The organism is Azoarcus taiwanensis (assembly GCF_012910885.1).
GTDB classification, from domain to species: Bacteria; Pseudomonadota; Gammaproteobacteria; order Burkholderiales; family Rhodocyclaceae; genus Azoarcus_F; species Azoarcus_F taiwanensis.
On sequence record NZ_WTVM01000045.1, the window covers coordinates 1 to 19,744 of the forward strand.

General features: G+C 62.0%; 19 protein-coding genes. 10 read left to right on the forward strand and 9 right to left on the reverse strand.

Annotated features, from left to right (window positions below; genetic code table 11):
- Window positions 1-230, reverse strand: a 230-nt coding sequence (locus GPA21_RS21255) for a nucleotide-binding protein (RefSeq protein ID WP_339379870.1), incomplete at its 3' end; no start/stop codon positions are given.
- Between GPA21_RS21255 and GPA21_RS09225 the strand changes: the two genes are divergently transcribed.
- Both GPA21_RS09225 and GPA21_RS09230 read left to right on the forward strand, forming a co-directional pair.
- Window positions 229-1,500, forward strand: a complete 1,272-nt coding sequence (locus tag GPA21_RS09225) for an O-acetylhomoserine aminocarboxypropyltransferase/cysteine synthase family protein (RefSeq protein WP_168987912.1) — start codon at window positions 229-231, stop codon at window positions 1,498-1,500. The genes GPA21_RS21255 and GPA21_RS09225 overlap by 2 nt on opposite strands.
- A 199-nt stretch (window positions 1,501-1,699) precedes the next feature.
- Complete coding sequence (locus GPA21_RS09230; protein WP_168987913.1) at window positions 1,700-4,249, forward strand: putative bifunctional diguanylate cyclase/phosphodiesterase; 2,550 nt, start codon at window positions 1,700-1,702, stop codon at window positions 4,247-4,249.
- A 73-nt stretch (window positions 4,250-4,322) separates the two neighbouring features.
- Here the strand turns inward: GPA21_RS09230 and GPA21_RS09235 are convergent, their stop codons facing one another.
- Window positions 4,323-4,727, reverse strand: a complete 405-nt coding sequence (locus tag GPA21_RS09235; RefSeq protein WP_339379872.1) for a 4a-hydroxytetrahydrobiopterin dehydratase — start codon at window positions 4,725-4,727, stop codon at window positions 4,323-4,325.
- Between the two features lie 61 nt (window positions 4,728-4,788).
- Between GPA21_RS09235 and GPA21_RS09240 the strand changes: the two genes are divergently transcribed.
- Window positions 4,789-5,946 carry a BaiN/RdsA family NAD(P)/FAD-dependent oxidoreductase gene (locus GPA21_RS09240; RefSeq protein WP_246261855.1) on the forward strand — a complete coding sequence of 386 codons (1,158 nt, stop codon included), beginning with the start codon at window positions 4,789-4,791 and terminating at the stop codon, window positions 5,944-5,946.
- A gap of 40 nt (window positions 5,947-5,986) precedes the next feature.
- Here the strand turns inward: GPA21_RS09240 and GPA21_RS09245 are convergent, their stop codons facing one another.
- The gene (locus tag GPA21_RS09245) at window positions 5,987-7,207 is read right to left on the reverse strand and encodes an MFS transporter (protein ID WP_168987916.1); all 1,221 of its coding nucleotides are present in this window, start codon (window positions 7,205-7,207) and stop codon (window positions 5,987-5,989) included.
- A 76-nt stretch (window positions 7,208-7,283) separates the two neighbouring features.
- Between GPA21_RS09245 and GPA21_RS09250 the strand changes: the two genes are divergently transcribed.
- The 3 genes from GPA21_RS09250 to GPA21_RS09260 are packed head-to-tail and all read left to right on the forward strand — an operon-like array spanning window position 7,284 to window position 9,297.
- Window positions 7,284-7,799 carry a hemerythrin domain-containing protein gene (locus tag GPA21_RS09250; RefSeq protein ID WP_339379871.1) on the forward strand — a complete coding sequence of 172 codons (516 nt, stop codon included), beginning with the start codon at window positions 7,284-7,286 and terminating at the stop codon, window positions 7,797-7,799.
- Window positions 7,796-8,008 carry a DUF2249 domain-containing protein gene (locus tag GPA21_RS09255; protein ID WP_168987917.1) on the forward strand — a complete coding sequence of 71 codons (213 nt, stop codon included), beginning with the start codon at window positions 7,796-7,798 and terminating at the stop codon, window positions 8,006-8,008. Before GPA21_RS09250 ends, GPA21_RS09255 begins: the two co-directional genes overlap by 4 nt.
- Complete coding sequence (locus GPA21_RS09260; protein ID WP_168987918.1) at window positions 8,005-9,297, forward strand: hypothetical protein; 1,293 nt, start codon at window positions 8,005-8,007, stop codon at window positions 9,295-9,297. The genes GPA21_RS09255 and GPA21_RS09260 overlap by 4 nt, the downstream gene beginning before the upstream one ends.
- Window positions 9,298-9,315: 18 nt before the next feature.
- Here GPA21_RS09260 and GPA21_RS09265 read toward each other — a convergent pair whose 3' ends face one another.
- The 3 genes from GPA21_RS09265 to kynB form a co-directional block, all read right to left on the reverse strand.
- Complete coding sequence (locus GPA21_RS09265; RefSeq protein WP_246261852.1) at window positions 9,316-9,900, reverse strand: peroxiredoxin; 585 nt, start codon at window positions 9,898-9,900, stop codon at window positions 9,316-9,318.
- A gap of 108 nt (window positions 9,901-10,008) precedes the next feature.
- Window positions 10,009-11,262, reverse strand: coding sequence for a kynureninase (kynU, locus tag GPA21_RS09270; protein WP_168987919.1), 1,254 nt, complete (start codon window positions 11,260-11,262; stop codon window positions 10,009-10,011).
- Between the two features lie 2 nt (window positions 11,263-11,264).
- Window positions 11,265-11,894: an arylformamidase gene (gene kynB, locus GPA21_RS09275; protein ID WP_168987920.1), complete on the reverse strand. Its 630-nt coding sequence runs from the start codon at window positions 11,892-11,894 to the stop codon at window positions 11,265-11,267.
- Window positions 11,895-12,112: 218 nt separating this feature from the next.
- Here kynB and GPA21_RS09280 point away from each other — a divergent pair, with 218 nt between their 5' ends.
- A complete protein-coding gene (locus tag GPA21_RS09280) occupies window positions 12,113-12,646 on the forward strand; it encodes a cytochrome b (protein ID WP_211163510.1) in 534 nt (177 codons plus the stop codon).
- 79 nt (window positions 12,647-12,725) lie between these two features.
- Here GPA21_RS09280 and GPA21_RS09285 read toward each other — a convergent pair whose 3' ends face one another.
- Genes GPA21_RS09285 through GPA21_RS09295 form a run of 3 tightly spaced genes read right to left on the reverse strand, consistent with a single transcriptional unit; the run spans window position 12,726 to window position 14,795 of the window.
- Window positions 12,726-13,289 (reverse strand): response regulator transcription factor, encoded by a 564-nt coding sequence (locus GPA21_RS09285; protein WP_168987921.1) that lies wholly within the window; start codon window positions 13,287-13,289, stop codon window positions 12,726-12,728.
- A complete protein-coding gene (locus GPA21_RS09290) occupies window positions 13,282-14,535 on the reverse strand; it encodes an ATP-binding protein (protein ID WP_168987922.1) in 1,254 nt (417 codons plus the stop codon). Before GPA21_RS09290 ends, GPA21_RS09285 begins: the two co-directional genes overlap by 8 nt.
- Complete coding sequence (locus tag GPA21_RS09295) at window positions 14,532-14,795, reverse strand: hypothetical protein (RefSeq protein ID WP_168987923.1); 264 nt, start codon at window positions 14,793-14,795, stop codon at window positions 14,532-14,534. The genes GPA21_RS09290 and GPA21_RS09295 overlap by 4 nt, the downstream gene beginning before the upstream one ends.
- A gap of 143 nt (window positions 14,796-14,938) precedes the next feature.
- Between GPA21_RS09295 and nosZ the strand changes: the two genes are divergently transcribed.
- The 3 genes from nosZ (at window position 14,939) to GPA21_RS09310 (ending at window position 19,744) form a co-directional block, all read left to right on the forward strand.
- Window positions 14,939-16,861, forward strand: coding sequence for a TAT-dependent nitrous-oxide reductase (gene nosZ, locus GPA21_RS09300; protein ID WP_168987924.1), 1,923 nt, complete (start codon window positions 14,939-14,941; stop codon window positions 16,859-16,861).
- Window positions 16,862-17,122: 261 nt separating this feature from the next.
- On the forward strand, window positions 17,123-19,288 hold the full coding sequence (locus GPA21_RS09305; RefSeq protein ID WP_168987925.1) for a 4Fe-4S binding protein: 2,166 nt from the start codon (window positions 17,123-17,125) through the stop codon (window positions 19,286-19,288).
- 30 nt (window positions 19,289-19,318) lie between these two features.
- Window positions 19,319-19,744, forward strand: coding sequence for a transcription regulator (locus GPA21_RS09310; RefSeq protein WP_168987936.1), 426 nt, complete (start codon window positions 19,319-19,321; stop codon window positions 19,742-19,744).

Here is a 19,744-nt window from a genome sequence, read left to right on the forward strand (position 1 = left end):
ACCTTGTAGCCGCGTCGCGCAAGCTCCGCTGCGAGCTGCATGGTCATCGTGGTCTTGCCCGCCCCGCCCTTTTGCGACAGCAAGGCAACCCGCCTGGCCTTCTTCGTCATGCGTTCTGATCCCCGCTCGATTTCCGTCCCGTCCCGGTATGGTACCGCGTCAGTTATTTCTTTATGACGAGTCGCGTCGTTATACTCGCCGCACGAACAACCAGGGGACATCATCACCATGAAACTCGAAACGCTCGCGGTACATGCCGGTTACGAACCCGATCCGACCACCAAGGCGGTCGCGGTGCCGATCTACCAGACCACCTCCTTCGCCTTCGACGACACCCAGCACGGGGCGGATCTGTTCGACCTCAAGGTGCAGGGCAATATCTACACCCGCATCATGAACCCGACCCAGGACGTGCTGGAGAAGCGGGTCGCGGCAATGGAAGGCGGTATCGCCAGCCTGGCGCTGGCCTCGGGCATGGCGGCGATCAGCTCCGCATTCCAGACCATCGCGGAAGCCGGTGACAACATCGTCACCTCGAGCACGCTGTACGGCGGCACCTACAACCTCTTTGCCCACACCCTGCCGCAATACGGCATCGACGTGCGCTTTGCCGACTACAGCGACCCGGACTCGTTCGAGAAACTGATCGACGCCCGCACCAAGGCTGTGTTCTGCGAGTCGGTCGGCAACCCGCTGGGCAACGTCACCGACTTCGAGCGCCTGGCCGAGATCGCCCACCGCAACGGCGTACCGCTGATCGTCGACAACACCGTGCCTTCGCCCTACCTGTGCCGGCCGATCGAGCACGGCGCCGACATCGTGGTGCACGCGCTGACCAAATACCTCGGCGGCCACGGCAACTCCATTGGCGGGATCATCGTCGACTCCGGCAAGTTCCCGTGGGCCGAACACAAGGAGAAGTTCCGCCGCCTGAACGAGCCGGACGTCTCCTACCACGGCGTCGTTTATACCGAAGCACTCGGCCCGGCAGCCTACATCGGGCGTGCCCGCGTGGTGCCGCTGCGCAACATGGGTGCTGCCATCTCGCCGTTCAACGCCTTCCTGATCCTGCAGGGCATCGAAACGCTGGCGCTGCGCATGGACCGCATCTGCGAGAACTCGGTGAAGATCGCCGAATTCCTCAAGGGGCACGCCAAGGTCGAGTGGGTGAACTACGCCGGCCTGCCAGACCACAAGGACCATGCACTGGTGCAGAAGTACATGGGCGGCCGCGCGTCGGGCATCCTGAACTTTGGCGTCAAGGGCGGCAGCGCAGCCGGTGCTCGCTTCCAGGATGCGCTCAAGCTGGTCACCCGCCTGGTGAACATCGGCGACTGCAAGACGCTGGCCTGCCACCCGGCCTCGACCACTCACCGTCAGCTCGGTCCCGATGAAATGGCGAAGGCCGGAGTGTCGGAAGAGATGATCCGTCTGTCGATCGGCATCGAGCATGTCGACGACCTGATCGCCGATCTCGACCAGGCACTGGCCACGGCATGAACTGCTTCGAACGCTGAATCGACTTCGGAATCGGCGTCCGATAGAAGCCGAACCGATAAATAAGTCACGGAACCGGCTCCCTTCCTCCCGAAGGGACCGGTTTTTTTGATTTACCGCACTGCCAACGTGGGTTCACGTCTGTATCATTCGCGTCGCGTACGGGTTCACCCGTATAACTAAAGGGCTATTACAACCGCGAATGAAACTCCGTTCCTTCATCTTCGGTGCGTCGGCTGCAGTCGGCGCGGTGTTCTTCATCGGAAGCTGGATCTCCAACAGCCAGAGCTTCGAGAACATCCTGCGCGAACAGGTGCGTCAGCAATCCGACGACATCGCCCGCCTGACCTTCTCGTCCATGTACGAGATCATGAGTCGTGGCTGGACACGGGAAGAAGCCGAACATTTTCTCGCAACGCTGCGCAAGACCTCAACTCAAGAAGGGCTTGCGGTCGAGCTCTATCGCACGCCAGTGGTGGAAGCGCGGTACGGCCCGATCGAGCAACCCGCGTTCGGGCCGAACGTGCGCATCGTGATGGAGACCGCCGAGCGGCACGACGATCTTGTGGCTGGCCGGGTTCGCACGACAAAGCCGCTGATCGCCGAGGAAAACTGCCTGGTGTGTCACCGCAATGCCAGCATTGGTGACGTGCTCGGCGTACTGGAAATCGTCCACCCTTTTGACGATGCACTGCAGGACGCCCGCCTGGCCTTTCAGAGCAATGCGATCAAGGGGGGGCTGATCGGCCTCTTGCTGGCCTTTGGTGCCATCTGGTGGGTAGAGCGCAGAATCACCCGGAGCGTTTCGGAAGTCGAGAGCAATCTCGCCTCGATCGCACGGCTATCGGACCTGCGCCAGCTCGCGCTCGCTCGTTATACCCCGGGTTTTGACGAGTTCGACCGCGTCCAGAAGGCGGTGACCGCGCTCGCCCAGCGCTTGCGCACCATCGCGGTGGACAAGGACATCTTGATGTTCGAGGTCGGTCTGCTCGAGAAATTCGTGATCACCTCGGAAGTGATTCGCGACTGGCGAGAGTACGTCGGCCAGCTGCTGCAGGATATCAACACGGTGCTGCATGCGCCGATCCTGTTCTCGGTTTTCCAGATCGACGACGAGCTGTTCGACATCGAGGTGTTCTGGTATCGAAAGCCGGGCATGGCCGCACGCAACCAGATCGAGAAATCGGTACTCGAGATTCTGCATCGGGATGAACGATTCGACGTCGGCGTCGAGCTGCATGTGCACCATCATTTCCCCGAAGCCGACGAGCCGCTGTCGATGCCGGACGACGACGCGCTTGCGCTGCAGATCAAGTCCTTCTTCGTCGACAAACCGAAGATCGGCAGCATCGTCGGCATCGGGGTGCACTCCGATACCTTGCGCGAACCGACACAGCAACTCGTGCTCGAGAGCATCTTGTCGACGCTGCTCAACGTGGTCGGCTCGATCAAGGCGATTCACAAATACACACGCGACCTCGAGTACTACGCGACCCGCGACCCGCTTACCGACCTCTACAACCAGCGTGTGTTCTGGGAGTTGCTTGGCTACGAGTTGAACCGCTGCAACCGCCACAACACCAAGTGCACGCTGTTGATGATCGACCTGGACAACTTCAAGCTCATCAACGACCACTTCGGTCATGCGGTTGGCGACAAGTTCCTGCAGAACTTCGCTCGCGCCATCCAGTCGGCCTTGCGCGGCGGCGACATCTTCGCCCGCTACGGGGGCGACGAGTTCGTTGCGCTGCTACCCGAATCCGATCTGGAACAGGGCTATACGGTGGCCCGTCGGGTCCTCGAGGCTGCGCGCGAGGTCGTGGTGGATGTGGGCGAGCAAGGCAAGGCCAGCGCGTCGGTGTCGATCGGCATGGCGGTCTATCCGGACCACGCGACCGAACCGAAGGATATGTTCCTGTTCGCCGACACCCTCATGTACAAGGCCAAGGCCGAGGGCAAGGAGCGCGTCGCTCTCCCGACCGAGACCGATGTAATGGAAACATTCCGCAGCATCTCCGACATGAGTGTCGCGGTCATGAACGCGGTCAACGAGCGTCGGGTGATCCCATTCTTCCAGCCCATCGTCGCGGTCAATGGCGAGGGGCCCGGCGCGGTGGAAGTCTTGTCGCGCATCGAGATCAACGGCGAGATCATGCGAGCCGACCAGTTCATCGAAGTGGCCGAGAAGATGGGCATCATCCATCGCCTCGACGCATTGGTGATCGAGGCAGCGCTCGAAAGCGTGCACCGCAGCGGCTTCGAAGGCCACGTGTTCTTCAACCTTTCGCCGCGGGCGCTGGTGTTGTCGGAGTTCATCCGTACCCTGCGCACCATCGTTCACCAGTCGAAGATCCCCCCGAACCGCATCGTCTTCGAGATTACCGAGCGCGATACGGTCAAGAACCTGTCCCTACTCGAACAGTTCTTCGTGGAACTCAAATCCGAGGGTTTCGGGTTGGCGATCGACGATTTCGGCTCCGGATTCTCGTCCTTCCATTACCTGCGGCGCTTCCCCTTCGATTTCCTGAAGATCGAGGGCGACTTCATTGCGAACATGCTGCACAGCGAACGCGACCGCATCTTCGTGCGTTCGATCAACGAGCTCGCCCGCGCGCTCAATATTCAGGTCATTGCGGAGTACGTAGAGTCGGAAGAGGTGCTCGAAATGGTTCGCCAACTGGGCATCGACTATGCTCAGGGTTACCACGTTGGTCGTCCGAGCCAGAACAGCAACGTCAAACTGGGCGCATGAGTCTGCGAGCTCCAACCAAACCCCGGGGTGCGTATCCCGGGGTCAGACTGGGCCCGGACGCCGTCGCGTCCGCTCAGAGCGCCGCCATTGATCCGTCCGGTGCGATCCGGCTGATAAAACGCGCGAGCTCGATATCCTTGTCGGTCAGCCCACCAGCGTCATGCGTGGTGAGGACGATCTCAACCCGGTTGTAGACGTTCGACCACTCCGGATGATGGTCAAGCTTCTCGGCCATCAGGGCCACGCGCGACATGAAGCCGAAAGCCTGGTTGAAGTCGGTGAATCGAAAACTGGCTGAAATCGCATCCCGGCCCACCATGCGCGACCATCCGTCGAGTTGCGCCAGTGCCGCTTCGCGTTGTTGTTCGCTGAGTCTCATCGCCATTGTTGTTCTCCGTTGATCTTCGACCGGTGAGACAAGCCCCGGCCGGCGCGGTTCATCGACACGCGTTGAGGTATGCTCGCCCCCTGTTTGAATGGAGTTACGAGAGTTGCGGGATTTCTACGACGTCATCGTGATCGGGGCCGGCGCAGCCGGCATGATGTGTGCTGCAGTCGCCGGCCAGCGCGGGCGCAGCGTGTTGCTCGTCGATCACGCCGAGAAACTCGCCGAGAAGATTCGGATCTCCGGCGGGGGTCGCTGCAACTTCACCAATCGCAAGATCACGCCCGACAACTTTCTGTGCCGCAATCCGCACTTCGTGCGCTCGGCACTGGCGCGCTACACACCACAGGACTTCATCGACCTTGTCGAGCGCCACGGCATCTCGTACCACGAGCGTGATCACGGACAGCTCTTCTGTGACGAATCAGCGCAGGACATCATTCAGATGCTGCGTACTGAATGCGATTACGGGGGCGTCGAATGGATGATGCCAGCCGAGGTGCGCGCGATCGCCGCGGTCAGGACCGAGCATGGCCGATACCGTGTCGACAGTTCGCGCGGCAGCATCGATTGCACGAGTCTGGTGATCGCCACCGGCGGCTTGTCGATTCCCAAGATTGGTGCCACGCCATTTGGCTATCGCATCGCCGAGCAATTCGGTTTGCCTATCGTTGCCCCCCGACCGGCACTGGTGCCGCTCACACTGCCACCGGAGACACTGGCCGAACTCCAGCCTTTATCGGGCGCTTCGCTCGATGTCGCGGCGTCATGCAATGGCGCGCGCTTTCGCGAAGCCATGCTGATTACGCACCGCGGTCTGTCGGGTCCGGTGATTCTGCAGATCAGCAGCTACTGGCAGGCACAAGCCTACGAGAAACGCGACTTGGCACCGGTCAGCATCGATCTGCTGCCCGGACTGGACGCGCTCGAATGGTTGCAGCAAAAGCGCGGTGAGCGCGCCCTGCTCGCCAACCTGCTCGCCGAGCGCCTGCCAAGGCGTTTCGCCCACGCCTGGTGCACGCTGCACGGATGGGACAAGCCGGTGCGCCAGATGTCGCCGACTGAGCTCGAAGCGGTCGCCACCGCACTGAGTGACTGGCGGATCGCGCCGTCCGGCACCCAGGGTTACGCCAAGGCCGAGGTGACCCTCGGCGGCGTCGATACCGACGCCTTGTCCTCCAAGACCATGGAGGCGCGCAACTGTCCTGGGCTTTTCTTCATCGGTGAGGTCATGGACGTCACCGGACACCTGGGCGGCTTCAACTTCCAGTGGGCCTGGGCGTCCGGGCACGCCGCAGGCCAGTTTGTCTGAATGGCCTTACCAGCAGATCAGTCTCAAGTCCGACAGACTGCTAGCTGACGCGACGTCGTGCCTTGACGAGTAGCGGCACCAGCGTGACCGCCTGCAGCCCAAGGAGCATCACGAAGGCGGCCTTCAGCGAACCGACCATGGTCCAGTCCCACCCCTGCAGAAGGTCGAGAATCAGACCGAGACCCCACTGCACGACGAACGCGCCGAGAAAGGCCATCAGGTTGATCGCCGTGCTGACCCGGCCAAAGGCCTCTTTCTGGAAGCTCGAGGCGCAGGCGATGTAGGCCTGTGCATTGACCGACGACAGCACGCCGAGCAGGAACCACATCACCATCACCGGTCCCCATTGCATGAGGATGCAGATCTGCACCGCAAGCATCATGCTGAAGCCCACCTGGATGAGGTTGAGCGGGGTCACGCCGCGCCGGTTGAGCCGGGTGCCGAGCATGCCGATGGAAAGCTGCCCCGCGAGCATGCCGATGTTGAGCACCATCAGGTAGCTTGCCGCCCGCGTCAGCGACATGCCATTCACGTTCATCAGCCAGGGGATGGCCCACAGACTCTGCAGGGCCATGAAACCACCGGTAAAGAACATCGCCGAGCCGGCGAAACGCAGAAAGGCCGGTGCGGCGAAGATGTGTCCGACCGAGCGGAACGCCTGGGCGATGGTTTCCTTGCCATCATGGCGCGAGTCGTTGGGCAGCGACACAAAGATGAAGAGCGAGATAGCGGCCGCGACCACAGCAATCACCCAGAAGATGCCACGCCAGCCAAGAATCGGCAGCAGGGCTTCGACCGGCGCACTGGCCGTGAGCGCGCCCATCGCGCCCGCAGCCATGATGTAGCCGGTCATCGAGCTCTGGCGCTCGGGTGGATACCACATTGCAAAGCCTTTCAGACCGGCCATCAGGCAGGCCGACACGCCCAGACCGATAAGACCGCGTGCCAGGCCGAGCTGGCCGAGCGAATCGCCCATCGCAAACGCGGCGGCACCGATCGCGGCAAGCAGCAGGAGCGCACCTTCGACGCGCTTCGGACCATAGCGGTCGAGTGCGATACCGAGGGGGATCTGCACCGCGCCGAACGTCAGAAAGTAAGCACTGGTCAGGAGCCCGAGATCCGCCGCCGACAGCCCGAGATCGCTGGTGAGATCTGGGGAGATCACCGCATTGACAGTGCGCAGCAGGTAAGAAAGATAGTAGCCGAGCGCAAACGGAAGAAAAATCGACACCCACGCATTGGGGCGTTCGCCATGCAACATGCAGACTCCGGAATAGGTAGCGAGATGCGAGATTCTAACCTCGCCACTCGCCGGACTCGAGTGCTTCGACCTGTTGATGAACATCAAGGCGACGGTGCGCCATGCTCGGAAGAATATGTCCGCATATCAGAGGAGACGGAAAATGACCGATATCACCGGGGTAATGACACAGGACCACCGACATTGCGACGAATACTTCGCGGAAGCCGAGAATGCCTGTCTGGACGGTGACTGGACGCGGACCGAGCAAGCATTTGAACGCTTCGCCACCGCGCTTGAGGAACACTTCGGCCTCGAAGAGGGCATGTTGTTCCCGCGCTTCGAAGAAGCGACCGGCATGACGAGCGGCCCCACGGCGATGATGCGGATGGAACATCAGGATCTGCGCGCTCAGGTCGAAGAGATGCGCGCGGCCATTGCCCGCCAGGATGCCGACGCCTATTCGGGTGAATCCGAAACACTGCTGATCATGATGCAACAGCACAACATGAAGGAAGAGAACATCCTCTATCCGATGTGCGATACGCGCATTTCCGATGCGGCGGAGACTGCCGGGACCCTTGCCAAGCGGCTGGCGGAGGCTGGGGCGTGAAAACCATCGACGGACGCGGTCTCGAGCCGCCGAAGCCCTTCGAACTGGTGATGGAGGGCATCGCAGACCTGGAGTCCGGCGATTCCATCAAGCTTCTGCTCGATCGCATGCCCTGGCCGCTGTTCCGCGTCCTTGACCGGGACGGCTATCGTCACAACGAGACCATACGCGAGGATGGTGTGGTCGAAATCGAGATCACCGCACCATGATGCCCGCCGGCGCTGCCCTCGGTTACGACGCGACGCCGCCGATTTCGGCGCCGTTGCGTTACTTTCTGACGGCGCCGTTCTTCGGCATGCTCGCCGGTCTATTGCTTCTGATTTCACCCGACGTGTTGGTGTCGCGGTGGACGCCGGGCGCCTTGGCGCTCACTCACCTCGCCACGCTCGGGTTCATGGTAATGGTGATGGTCGGCGCGCTGTTCCAGATTCTGCCTGTCGTATGCGGCGCGGCCATCCCAATGGCAGGCCGGATTGCCCTGGCAGTCCATCTGTTGCTGGTCGGTGGCACGGTTGCACTCGCCACCGGTCTCTACAAAATGAGTCCGCCCATCCTGACTGTCGCCGCCGCGCTTCTGGGGATGGCACTTTCGGTTTTTCTGCTGAGCGCAATGATCGGACTATCGAAGGTCGGCAGTGGCACCGGGAGTCAGCGCGACGTCAGATTGGCACTGATCGGCCTGGGCGTAGCCGCACTGCTCGGTCTTTCGCTCGCGCTCACGCGCGCGCAAGGCCTTCCGTTGCCGATGTTCTCCATGCTGCAACTGCATCTGGGCTGGGCGCTACTTGGCGGAGCCGGCCTGCTCCTTGCCGCGACGAGCTGGATCGTCGTACCGATGTTTCAGATCACACCGTCCTACCCGCGAGCGATGATCAGATTCTGGGCGCTCTCTTGCACCGGTGCGCTGACCCTGTGGAGCATTTCGGTTCTTCTCGAGTGGAAAATCCTTTCGCTGATTCTGCTCGGCCTCATCGTGGCACTCACTGCGCTGTTTCTCTTTACCACGTTGGTGGTGATCGGAAAGACGCGTCGTAGCCACCCGGACGCCAGCTACAGGCTGTTTCGCCTCGGCATCTGGAGCTTGATCGCAGGACTTGTCTGCCTGCTGTCAACGCTTGTGAGCGACGCACCGATGCTGCGCATTCTGGCTGGGGTTCTGATCATTTACGGTGGCTTCGTCAGCGTGATCGAGGCGATGCTCTACAAAATCGTGCCCTTTCTTGCCTGGCTGCACTTGACCCAGTCGGGCATCAAAGCGCCCAACGTGCGGCAGCTGCAGCCGGAAGACGGAACACGGAACCAGCTGCGCATCCACACCGTGGCGCTCGTGATCCTGCTCATGGCGGTCTTACTCGGCAACGACTGGCTCACGAGGCTGGCGGGCGCCGCGATCGTCATCGAATTCGGTTGGCTGTTTTTCAACATGCACGGGGTGTTGTCAGCGTATCGCAAGACCCGTACCGATTCACCAGCACGACGCTACTCTTCGGCGGCGTAATGCTCTGCGGGCCGGCAGTCAGGCCCGCCCGCTCAACCACCCGACGACCGTCTCTGCATCCTTCTCCGGCGGGTGCACCGGATAGAAGACCTTCACGATCCGACCGTCCTCGATGACCATCGACATCCGCTTGTAGAGCTCCAGGCCGGCCGCGACGAAGGTCGGCAGCCCAAGCGCTTCCTTGAGCTTCAACCCATCGTCGCTAAGCAGCTGATACGGTAGCTTCAGTCTCTCACGCGCCTCGCACTGCTCTTCCGGTGATTGCGCACTGAGCCCGAATACCTTGGCACCGAGCGCACGCAGCTCGGCATGATGGTCTCGGAAACTGCAGGACTGCGGCGTGCATCCACGCGCGCCCGGAATCATGTCCCAGCCTTCGAGCGATGGCACACCCGGACGTCCCGTCCTCGGGTAGATGTACAGCACCCAGCGGCCCTCTATCGCAGACAGCGATACCGCTTCACCATCGGTGGAGATCAGGCTTACGTCGGGGATGCTACTGCCCGGCAAATGGGCAGCGGCGCCATCGTCAACGGGTTCGAGCACTTCTTGTGCAGAGGTTTCGTGCTTCATGATCCGATCGTCCAGATTGTTCGTACTCATTCGATTGTTCATCGTCGGGGAGAAGTACACGACTCGCCGACTGCCGGGCCTTTATAGCGGCCAGTCCTTCGTTTGTCGAGCAGCCGGTCCAGAGCGCTCGACCACTCTTCAGGTGACTGCCGCCCTGGCGTGAAACTGCGGCTGATCCCATTCGCCGGTCTCAATAAGCCCTGCGATGATCTGCACTGCGTCCCAGACATCGCAGTAGCTCGTGTACAAGGGCGTAAAACCGAAACGCACGATATCCGGCGCGCGGAAATCACCGATCACGCCCCGCGCGATCAAGGCCTGCATCAGCGCATAGCCGTGCCCATGGCGGAAGCTGACCTGCGAGCCGCGCATCGCAGCTTCGCGCGGACTGGCCAGCTCGAGCCCGGGGCACGAGGCTTCGACCAGCTCGATGAAGAGACTCGTCAGTGCAACCGATTTCTCGCGGATCACGCTCATGTCGGCGTCGAGCATGAGATCGACGCCGCATTCCAGCGCGGTCGCACCCAGCACCGGCGGCGTGCCGCACAGATAGCGCGCAATGCCCTCGGCCGGCCGGTAGTCGGCATCGAAGGCAAACGGCGCCGCATGCCCCATCCAGCCCGACAGCGGTTGGGCGAAACCGGCCTGGTGCTGGCCGGCCACCCAGACGAAAGCCGGCGCACCGGGCCCGCCGTTGAGATACTTGTAGCCGCAGCCCACAGCGAAATCCGCACCCGCGGCGTTGAGATCCACCGGCAGCGCGCCAGCCGAGTGCGCCAGATCCCAGATCACTAGCGCACCGGCGGCGTGGGCGGCTTCGGTGAGGCGGTGCATGTCGTGAATGCGGCCCGTGCGGTAGTTCACATGGGTCAGCATCAGCACCGCGGTGTCGTCGTCGAGCGCGGCAACCACGGTCTCGGCATCCGGCTCGTCCGGCAACAGCACCAGCTCGTGGCCCTGGCCGAGAAACGCGGCCAGCCCCTGCGCCATGTAGAGATCGGTGGGAAAGTTGTCGCGCTGGGAGACGATGCGGCGCCGCCCCGGCCGCAGCCCGACAGCGGCGGCCAGCACCTTGAAGAGATTCACCGAGGTCGAATCCGCGAGGACGGTCTCGCCCGCCCGCGCACCGATCAGGGTGCCGATCTTGTCGCCCACGCGTTGCGGCAGGTCTATCCAGCCGGCGGTGTTCCAGCTGCGGATGAGGTCCTTGCCCCATTCATGCTCGACCGCCTGACGCAGGCGCTCGGACACCGCACGCGGACGTGCGCCGAGCGAGTTGCCGTCCAGGTAGATCACCCCTTCGGGCAGGGCAAAACGCGCGCGGAAATCGCGCAGCGGATCGGTCGCATCGCGTGCGAGCAGTGCCTGCCTGTCGATTGTTGCTGTGCTCATGTTCATTCCTGTTTCAAGCTTCTGAGAATGGCGCGCACCGGCGAGGCGTCCAGCCCGGCGAGTTTCAGCGGTAGCGCCACCAGTTCGTAGTCGCCCTCCTCGACCGCATCCAGCACCAGGCCCTCGAGAATCACCATGCCATGCCGGCACACCGCCAGATGGGCATCCATGGTCTTGGAGGTTTCCGGGTCGAGCGAGGGCGTGTCCAGCCCGACCAGGCGCACGCCGCTGGCGGCGAGCAGTTCCACCGTTTCCGGCGAAATCGCGCAAAAGTCGCTGTCCCAGCGGTCGGTCGGGGCATTCGCATAGGTCCGGAAAAGCACGCGCGGCGGACAATCCTTAAGCCTTTCCTCGACCTGCTCGGGTTGGATCAGTCCGCGAGCGCCGACGACATTAATCACCCGGCACGCCCCGATGTAGGTGTCCAGCGGCACCTCGTCGATGCCCTGCCCTTTGGCGTCAAAATGAAATGGCGCATCCACATGCGATCCGGTATGAGTGGACATGCTGATCGCCGAGACGTTGACCGGGCAATCCGGGCCGATGCTCCAGGTGCGCTCGAAGCCGACCGGGCGATCACCGGGCCAGACCGGCAGATCCGGATGGATCGTGGGGCTGATGTCGATGAGCATGAGAGCGATCTCCGGGAAACTCAGGTGTAAGGAGGGTATCAGCCCTTGAGCGGTTCGCAAGCAATGCTGAGCCAGCGCGTTTCGATGGTCCCAGGCTGACCCACCCCCTTCTCCTTGTTGCATATCAAGGCGCCGCAATGTGCCTGAGGTGACCATTCGCCGAAGCAACGTCGGGCGGCAAGCCCACAACCTGAACGAATAAGCGAGGCGACCACCCCATGGAAGTGAAGCGTTACCATCCGGTCCTGGTCGGTCTCCACTGGTTGCTCGCGGTCATGATACTGATGTCTCTTTTCGTGGGCAGCCAGGCACTCGCGGAGACCCCGAATGACGATCCACGCAAAATCGAGTTGCTGCGGGCTCACATGACTGCCGGCGGCATGATTCTTGTGCTGATGCTGATCCGTCTGGCCACGCGCCTGATGACACCGCTCCCGCCTCCGGTTTCGACTGGCCACCCGCTTGCTGTTCGACTCGCCCGTCCGTTGCACTGGATGCTTTATGCCCTCGTTATCGCCATGGCCCTGACTGGCATGGCCATGGCGTCGGCGGCGAGCTTGCCTGAGATCGTATTCGGTGAAGGCCTTGCGGTGCTGCCAAGGGATTTTTCGCATCTACCTGAGCGCACCTTGCACGGCTTGATCGCACCGCTACTCGTGCTGCTGATCCTGGTGCACGTGGGCGCCGCGCTTTTCCACCACTTCATCCGGCGCGACGGTCTGCTCCAGCGAATGTGGTTCGGCGAGGACTGAGACACGCGCTTTTGACCGGCCGCCGCTCGTACTGGCGCCGCTACCTCAACCGGCGCGTGAAAGCCTCCCTCCTAAGGTTTCAGGCCGATCCTGGCCCGCGTGCGAGTTTGCGCTGTAACGAACGTCGATGCATTTTCAGTGCACGGGCCGTGGCCGAAATGTTTCCGTCATGTTCGTTCAGCACGCGTTGAAGATGCTCCCACTCGAGCCGGTCGACCGGCATCGGGGCATCCTCGCCAAGTTCGACCTCATGAGCGGCTTGGCCATCGCAAAGCGCGCGCACGATGGAATCGGCATCAGCGGGCTTGGCAAGGTATTGCACAGCGCCCAGCTTGACGGCATCAACTGCAGTCGCGATGCTCGCATAGCCGGTGAGCATGACGATACGGGCCTTAGGGCAGAGCTCGCGCAAAGGCTCGATCAACCTTAGCCCGGATTGTCCGCCGATGTTCAGGTCCAGGACGACATAGGCTGGCGCGAAATCCTCGGCGAGCCGCAAAGCCTCGGCGCCATCCAGCGCGCCCACCGTTTCAAAACCGCGCTGGCCCAGGACGCGACACAGTACTTTGTTGAACGCCGCGTCGTCATCGACGACCAGCAGTCGCGCGCCCTTGTCTGGGGCAACAATCACGCTTTCACTCATCCCTGACTCCTGTCTCCTCGGCCTGCAACGCGGGCACAGGAAGAAGCATTCGCGCCACTGTGCCACCACCCGGCCGTTCGTCGAACTCCAGTTTACCGCCTGCGCGTTCGAGCGCACTTCGAGCGAGAAACAGGCCAATTCCCAGCCCCTTGCCGTCGTCTTCGAGAGGCCGCTGACCGAGCTCACGCAATTTCTCTCTGGGCATCCCGGGGCCACGATCCATCACTTCGACCCGGATTTGTTTCGGATCCCGCGTAAGAAGAACCTCCACGGTTTCCGGAGACGCATCGGCCGCATTATTGAGCAAGGTCTCGAGCGCTTGAGCCAGCGTTGCATCGCCGAGCAAGGACAGGCCGCGAACAGCTTCATCCACATGCAGTGTCGACTGGGCATGAGGCCTCTGCGACTGCCAACCGGCCAGCACGTGCTGAACCCACGCCTCGACGCCGACCATCGCCTCCCCCTCTGCACGACGCTGACCCGCGCGCGCCGTCAGCACACCCAAGGTCTTGCGGCAATGCTCGATCTGTTCGCCGATGAGTGCTATGTCTTCTCTGGCCGCTTCCGGCAGGGTTCTACTCGCACCGAGCTCATCGACCAGCAAACGCATTGTCGCGAGCGGCGTGCCCAGACTGTGCGCAGCACCGGCCGCAAGGCTGCCGAGCGAGACCAGTGCCTGATCGCGGGCACGCATCTGCACAGCTTCTGCAAGCGCGCGGTCACGAGCACGCAGCGCCGCCGTCATGCGCAGCACGACTCCGACCATCACCAGGGCCGACAACGCAAACGTGACCCACATGCCGGCCAGGTGCCAGTAGGCGGCAACATCCGGATCGCGGAGACGAACCGGCGTGTAGAAGTTCCACAACAGCGAGTAACACCCGACCGCGCAGGCCGCCAACAGCCAGGCAAGACGCGCCGGCAATACCGCCGCGCCGATCGCAATCAGCGGCAGTAACAACGAAATCAGCGGATTGGTCGCACCGCCGGAAAAATAGACGAATGCCGCCCACCCGAGCAGGTCTGCCAACAACTGCACGAAGAGCCAGGATGTTTCACGCTTGGGTCCGTATGCTAGGACCGCCAGCGTGAAGGCGTTGAACGCCGCCATGACCAGCGTCACGGCGAGCAGTGACCCGACCGGCAAGGTCACGTCGAGCCAACCCGGCACAAGCAGCGTGCAGAGCGCCATCAGGGCGACCGAGCACCAACGCAGCCAAACCAGACGGCGAATCTGATCCATCATGCCGAGAACCGCAGCTTGGCCGCGCCGACTGCGTGCGTGGCGCGCCCACCCGTCGTGTGTCGGTGATCAAAGGCAGCGGTGTCGATGTTCATCTGATGTGCGGGCAACAAGTTGGGCGACCAGCCGCGTTCGGAAGGGTCGGATATCCATGACGCGGACTGTCGGACCCGCCTGGTTTCGCCGATGAAGGTCTCGGGCGTGCCCGAATTCTCGGTCGCGCGAGCATAAGGTGCCACAAGGTCCAGTTTATTGATCCGCATCAACAACTCCGTTCTGCCGCACGCGTACTATCCGACTGCGACATTTTGACGCAGCGACACATTGTCGCAGCATTCAATTCATCCAACCCCGCCGATGGCGGGCCGGAACCGGGCAGACAACCACAACCATGGAGTACAGAACCATGAGCCAAGACATCGACAAGACCACAGCCGGCGCGGCCAATCCTAGCCGCCGACGCTTTCTGAACACCACCGCGCTCATGGGCCTCGGCGGCGCTGGCCTGGCGGCCGGCATCACCGCGCTCCCTGGCGGCACCCGCGACGCAGTCGCAGCCCCGGCCACCAACGGCGGCCTCAACCCCCATGTCAATCCCGGCGAACTGGACGAATACTATGGCCTGTGGAGCGGCGGTCACACTGGTGACTTCCGCGTACTCGGCATCCCGTCCGGCCGTGAACTGCATCGTGTTCCCTGCTTCACGCCCGACGCACTCGTCGGCTGGGGTATCACCAACGAATCCAAGGCCATCATGGGCACCAAGCCCGATGGCAGCCTGCAATTCACCGTCGGTGACACCCACCACACCCATGCCTCCTACAAGGACGGCAACTACGACGGCCGTTACGCCTGGATCAACGACAAGATCAACTCGCGTATCGCCCGTATCCGCCTCGACTACTTCGTCTGCGACAAGATCACCAAGCTGCCCAACGTCATGGGTTTCCATGGCATCTTCCCGGACAAGCGCGACCCGGTCGACCCCGCGATCAACTACACCACCCGCGTGTTCTGCGGCGGCGAGTTCCACATCCCGACGCCGAACGACGGCCGTGATCTCGATGACCCCACCAAGTGGCAGGCACTCTTCAGCTGCGTCGACGCCGAGACCATGGAAGTGCGCTGGCAGGCCAAGATCGACGGAAACTGCGACCTCGTCGCGACCTCCTTCGACGGCAAGCTGGCTGCAGCCAACCAGTACAACACGGAAAACGGCATCACCTTCCAGGACATGATGGCCGCCGAGCGCGACGCATGCGTGTTCTTCAACGTCGCTCGCATCGAACAGGCGGTCAAGGACGGCAAGTTCACCACCATCGGCGACTCCAAGGTGCCGGTTGTCGATTGTACCCGTGCCGCCAACACCGACCCGAAGACCGCACTGTCGGCCTACGTCAGCGTGCCGAAGAACCCGCACGGCGTGAATGCCAGCCCGGATGGCAAGTACTTCATCTGCTCCGGCAAGCTTTCCCCCACCGCGACGGTGATCGAGCTCGAGAAAGTGCTGCAGTATTTCGAAGGCAACGTGGCGGATATCGACGACACCATCGTCGCTGAAGTCGAGATTGGCCTCGGCCCCCTGCATACCGCCTTCGACGGCCGTGGCAATGCCTATACCACGCTGTTCCTCGACAGCCAGATCGTCAAGTGGAACGTCGATGCCGCCATCCGGTTCACCGCCGGTGACACCAGCGCCCAGTACGTGGTCGATCGTCTCGACGTGCATTACCAGCCGGGCCACATCAACGCGTCGCAGTCGGAGACGATGTTTGCCGACGGCAAGTGGCTTTGCGTGGGCTGCAAGTTCTCCAAGGACCGCTTCCTGCCGGTCGGCCCGCTGCATGCCGAGAACGAACAGCTGATCGACATCTCCGGCGAGAAGATGGTGCTGGCCCACGAAGCGCCAGTTCGTCCCGAGCCGCACGACTTCATCATCTTCCGTCGTGAGCTGCTGATGCCCAAGCAGATCTATCAGCACGAGGACTTCCCGAACGCGATCACCGATATCGCCAACGCCGGCGTCACCCGCGACGGCAACAAGGTCACGGTGAAGATGGTGACCTATGCCCCGACCTACGATCCGCTCGAGTTCAAGGTCAAGGTGGGCGACGAGGTCACGCTGATCCTGACCAACCTGGACCGCATCGAAGACTTGACCCACGGTCTTGCGATCCCGGATTACAACATCAACTTCATCGTCAACCCGCAGGAGACCAAGTCGGTGACCTTCAAGGTCGAGAAGCCGGGCGTGTATTGGTACTACTGCACCCACTTCTGCCACGCGCTGCACCTTGAGATGCGTGGTCGGATGCTGGTCGAGGCCTGACGATAGGCAAGGCACGACCCCGATACCTTCAAGCATCGGGGTCTGCAAGGCGCGCAGCTTCCAGCGGGGCTGCGCGACAGGGTGAGTTTCGAGGGGCATGCGCCCCTCGTTTTTTTAATTGTTGTTCAGTACATGCTTAATTGCCGAACAACGCCTAACCATGGGCTTCCACGCCCGGTCAGATCATGAATTGACCACCGACAATTACCGCTGCGGCGGCCCTGAGTAAGCTCTCGCCCATCACGAATAATGGTTATCGACATGCCCTCGCTCTTGAAACCCTTCCGCCTGTTGCTCCTTCTTGTGCTGGCAATGCTCGCGGCAGCCACCCACGCGCAGACCTCCACCTACGAGGCCAGGCTCCCGCCCGAGCTTTTCTCCGCCAGAGACATGTGTGCCTACACGGACTGTGCAAGCGTCCTGCCGGGCGCGGTGCGTTTTTCAGAGCGCAAGGGCAGCCCAACCTTCGTCGAGGGCTTCGACTCCAGCGACAGGCTGCTCGGCTACGTGATGCTCTCGTCGGACATCACCGACATCCCCGCCTATTCCGGCAAGCCGATCATCAAGCTGATCGGCATGGACGCAAACGGCAACTTCACCGGCATCCGCATCCTCAAGCACTCCGAACCAATTCTGCTGCTCGGCATCCCGGAGACCGCGCTCAACCGCTTCAATGACCAGTATCTGGGCAAGCATGTAGGCGACCGCATCGAAGTGGGCCGCACCCGTGCCGGAGAGGACGTGATCGGCGTGGATGCGATCTCGGGCGCGACCGTCACCGTCATCGTGCAGAATCAGGTCATCATGCAATCGGGCGGCGCGGTTGCGCGTCAGACCGGCATTCTGGAACCGATCGTGCGCGAGCAGCGCGCCTTTGTCGAAATGGGCCACCAGCCCGACTGGGAAACCCTGGTGACCGAGGGCAGCGTACAAAGCCTGATCGTGCAACCCGAGGACGTCGGCCTGGAGCCGGGGGACACGCCGTTCATCGAGCTCTGGTTTGGCTATCTCAATCACCCTGACGTGGGTCTTGCAGTGCTCGGCGACATCGGCTGGTCTCGCCTCATGGAGCGAATTGGCGACGATCAGGCAATCTTCATCATCCGTACCGCCGGCGCGGAGTCCTTCAAGGGCTCGGGTTTCGTCCGCGGCGGCCTCTACGACCGCATCCAGGTGCGCCAGGACGTCGATGTATTCAACTTCTACGACCTCGATTACTACAATCTCTTCGGTGTAGCCGCACCAGGTGCACCGCGCTTCAGCGAGTCCGGGATCTTCGTCATTCGGGGCGACAGTTTTTCTGCGGCGTATCCCTGGAGCCTGGTTTTTCTGGGCAACCGCATCGATCAGGCGACCGGCCAGCGCAGTTTCGCCAACTTCTCGGCAGATTACTGGCTTGCCGCCGATTACCTCGAAGGTGGCCGCGCGGTCATCAAGGCGCCGGACGCACCATGGGTGCGCATCTGGAAGGTTCGTGCGGTCGAGATCGGCATTTTCATCGCCCTTCTCATCGTGGTGTCGATTGCCTATGCCAATCGTGACCGCCTCACGCGGGCTTCGACACGCAAGAACAAATGGCCCGTCAATGCGATCAAGTATTCAGCCTGGATCGTCAGCATTTTCTTCGTCGGCTTCTACCTGATGGCGCAACCGTCCATCACCCAGGTGCTGACCTGGTTCCATGCGCTATTGCTCGACTGGCGCTGGGAGTTGTTCCTGCTCGATCCATTCATCTTCATCTTCTGGATCTTCATCATCGTCACTGTGTTCCTGTGGGGTCGCGGGCTGTTCTGCGGCTGGCTCTGCCCCTTCGGTTCGCTGTCCGAACTGCTCTACAAGATCGGAGGCGCGATCGGCCTCAAGCGATTCCAGTTCAAGCTGTCGCAGCGTTCGCACGACAAACTGAAGTGGCTCAAGTACGTAGTCTTCGGGGTGCTGCTAGCGGTGTCGGCGTTCTCACTGACCACCGCCGAAATGCTGGCCGAGGTCGAGCCGTTCAAGACGACCTTCCTGGTCGGCATGTTCAACCGCGCCTGGCCATACACGTTGTTCGCAGCAGGCCTGCTGGCCTTGTCGATCTTCATGGAGCGGCCCTTCTGCAAGTATCTCTGCCCGCTCGGTGCCGCGCTTGCGATGCCGACGACCTTCCGTTGGTTCGGTCTCAAGCGCAAGCAGGAATGCACCTCGTGCAAGGCCTGCGCGGTCGGCTGCGGTTCGCTCGCCATTGACGAAAAGGGCCGTATCGACGCTCGCGAGTGCATGCTGTGCCTCGATTGCATGGTGCTCTACACTGACGACCACGCCTGCCCGCCGCTCGCTCAGGAACGCAAGCGCCGTGAAAAGGTCGGATTACCGTTGACGCCGATCGGCAAGGACGGTTACTACATTCCGATCAAACCCGTTCCCGCCGCGGGCGCCACGAACTGACGAGAGAGCATGATCATGAGCGATACCAAGATGACTGATCCGACCATGCCGACCGACCCGATGGCGCCGCCCTACGCGGAGAAAGGGTTCTTTGCGGTGTTCGCCGCCGAGGTCTGGGATCACCTGTGGCCCTGGAGCCGGCACGGCTTCCGCCGTCAAACAGCGATTCAGGCCGCCGGCGTCGCACTTGCGCTGGCAGCAACGTTGATCTGGATCTATGCGGCCATGGGCCGCATGGAGGCCGGTGCGATCGTCGGTTGGTGGTTCGGCTGGAGTGTGTTCGAGGTCGTGGTCCGTCTCGGCTCAAAGCCCTACGTCAAGGAAGGTCCTTGGTGGGGACGGCGCTATCGGCGCGCCAACCTCATGGACATGATCTGCTATGTCGGATTCAAGAATCTGCTGATCGGCGCCGTGCTCTTCATTGCCCTCAAGAGCCAGGGAATTCTGGTCCTGTGA

What these genes read in the sequence shown, in the direction of transcription:
- GPA21_RS09295 (WP_168987923.1), bottom strand. Translation starts at nt 14,795, where the DNA reads ATGCGGATCAATAAACTGGACCTTGTGGCACCTTATGCTCGCGCGACC.
- GPA21_RS09260 (WP_168987918.1), top strand. Translation starts at nt 8,005, where the DNA reads ATGATGCCCGCCGGCGCTGCCCTCGGTTACGACGCGACGCCGCCGATT.
- GPA21_RS09250 (WP_339379871.1), top strand. Translation starts at nt 7,284, where the DNA reads ATGAACATCAAGGCGACGGTGCGCCATGCTCGGAAGAATATGTCCGCA.
- GPA21_RS09225 (WP_168987912.1), top strand. Translation starts at nt 229, where the DNA reads ATGAAACTCGAAACGCTCGCGGTACATGCCGGTTACGAACCCGATCCG.
- GPA21_RS09310 (WP_168987936.1), top strand. Translation starts at nt 19,319, where the DNA reads ATGACTGATCCGACCATGCCGACCGACCCGATGGCGCCGCCCTACGCG.
- GPA21_RS09305 (WP_168987925.1), top strand. Translation starts at nt 17,123, where the DNA reads ATGCCCTCGCTCTTGAAACCCTTCCGCCTGTTGCTCCTTCTTGTGCTG.
- kynB (WP_168987920.1), bottom strand. Translation starts at nt 11,894, where the DNA reads ATGCTCATCGACATCAGCCCCACGATCCATCCGGATCTGCCGGTCTGG.
- GPA21_RS09230 (WP_168987913.1), top strand. Translation starts at nt 1,700, where the DNA reads ATGAAACTCCGTTCCTTCATCTTCGGTGCGTCGGCTGCAGTCGGCGCG.
- GPA21_RS09240 (WP_246261855.1), top strand. Translation starts at nt 4,789, where the DNA reads ATGATGTGTGCTGCAGTCGCCGGCCAGCGCGGGCGCAGCGTGTTGCTC.
- kynU (WP_168987919.1), bottom strand. Translation starts at nt 11,262, where the DNA reads ATGAGCACAGCAACAATCGACAGGCAGGCACTGCTCGCACGCGATGCG.
- GPA21_RS09265 (WP_246261852.1), bottom strand. Translation starts at nt 9,900, where the DNA reads ATGAGTACGAACAATCTGGACGATCGGATCATGAAGCACGAAACCTCT.
- GPA21_RS09245 (WP_168987916.1), bottom strand. Translation starts at nt 7,207, where the DNA reads ATGTTGCATGGCGAACGCCCCAATGCGTGGGTGTCGATTTTTCTTCCG.
- GPA21_RS09290 (WP_168987922.1), bottom strand. Translation starts at nt 14,535, where the DNA reads ATGATGGATCAGATTCGCCGTCTGGTTTGGCTGCGTTGGTGCTCGGTC.
- GPA21_RS09285 (WP_168987921.1), bottom strand. Translation starts at nt 13,289, where the DNA reads ATGAGTGAAAGCGTGATTGTTGCCCCAGACAAGGGCGCGCGACTGCTG.
- GPA21_RS09280 (WP_211163510.1), top strand. Translation starts at nt 12,113, where the DNA reads ATGGAAGTGAAGCGTTACCATCCGGTCCTGGTCGGTCTCCACTGGTTG.
- nosZ (WP_168987924.1), top strand. Translation starts at nt 14,939, where the DNA reads ATGAGCCAAGACATCGACAAGACCACAGCCGGCGCGGCCAATCCTAGC.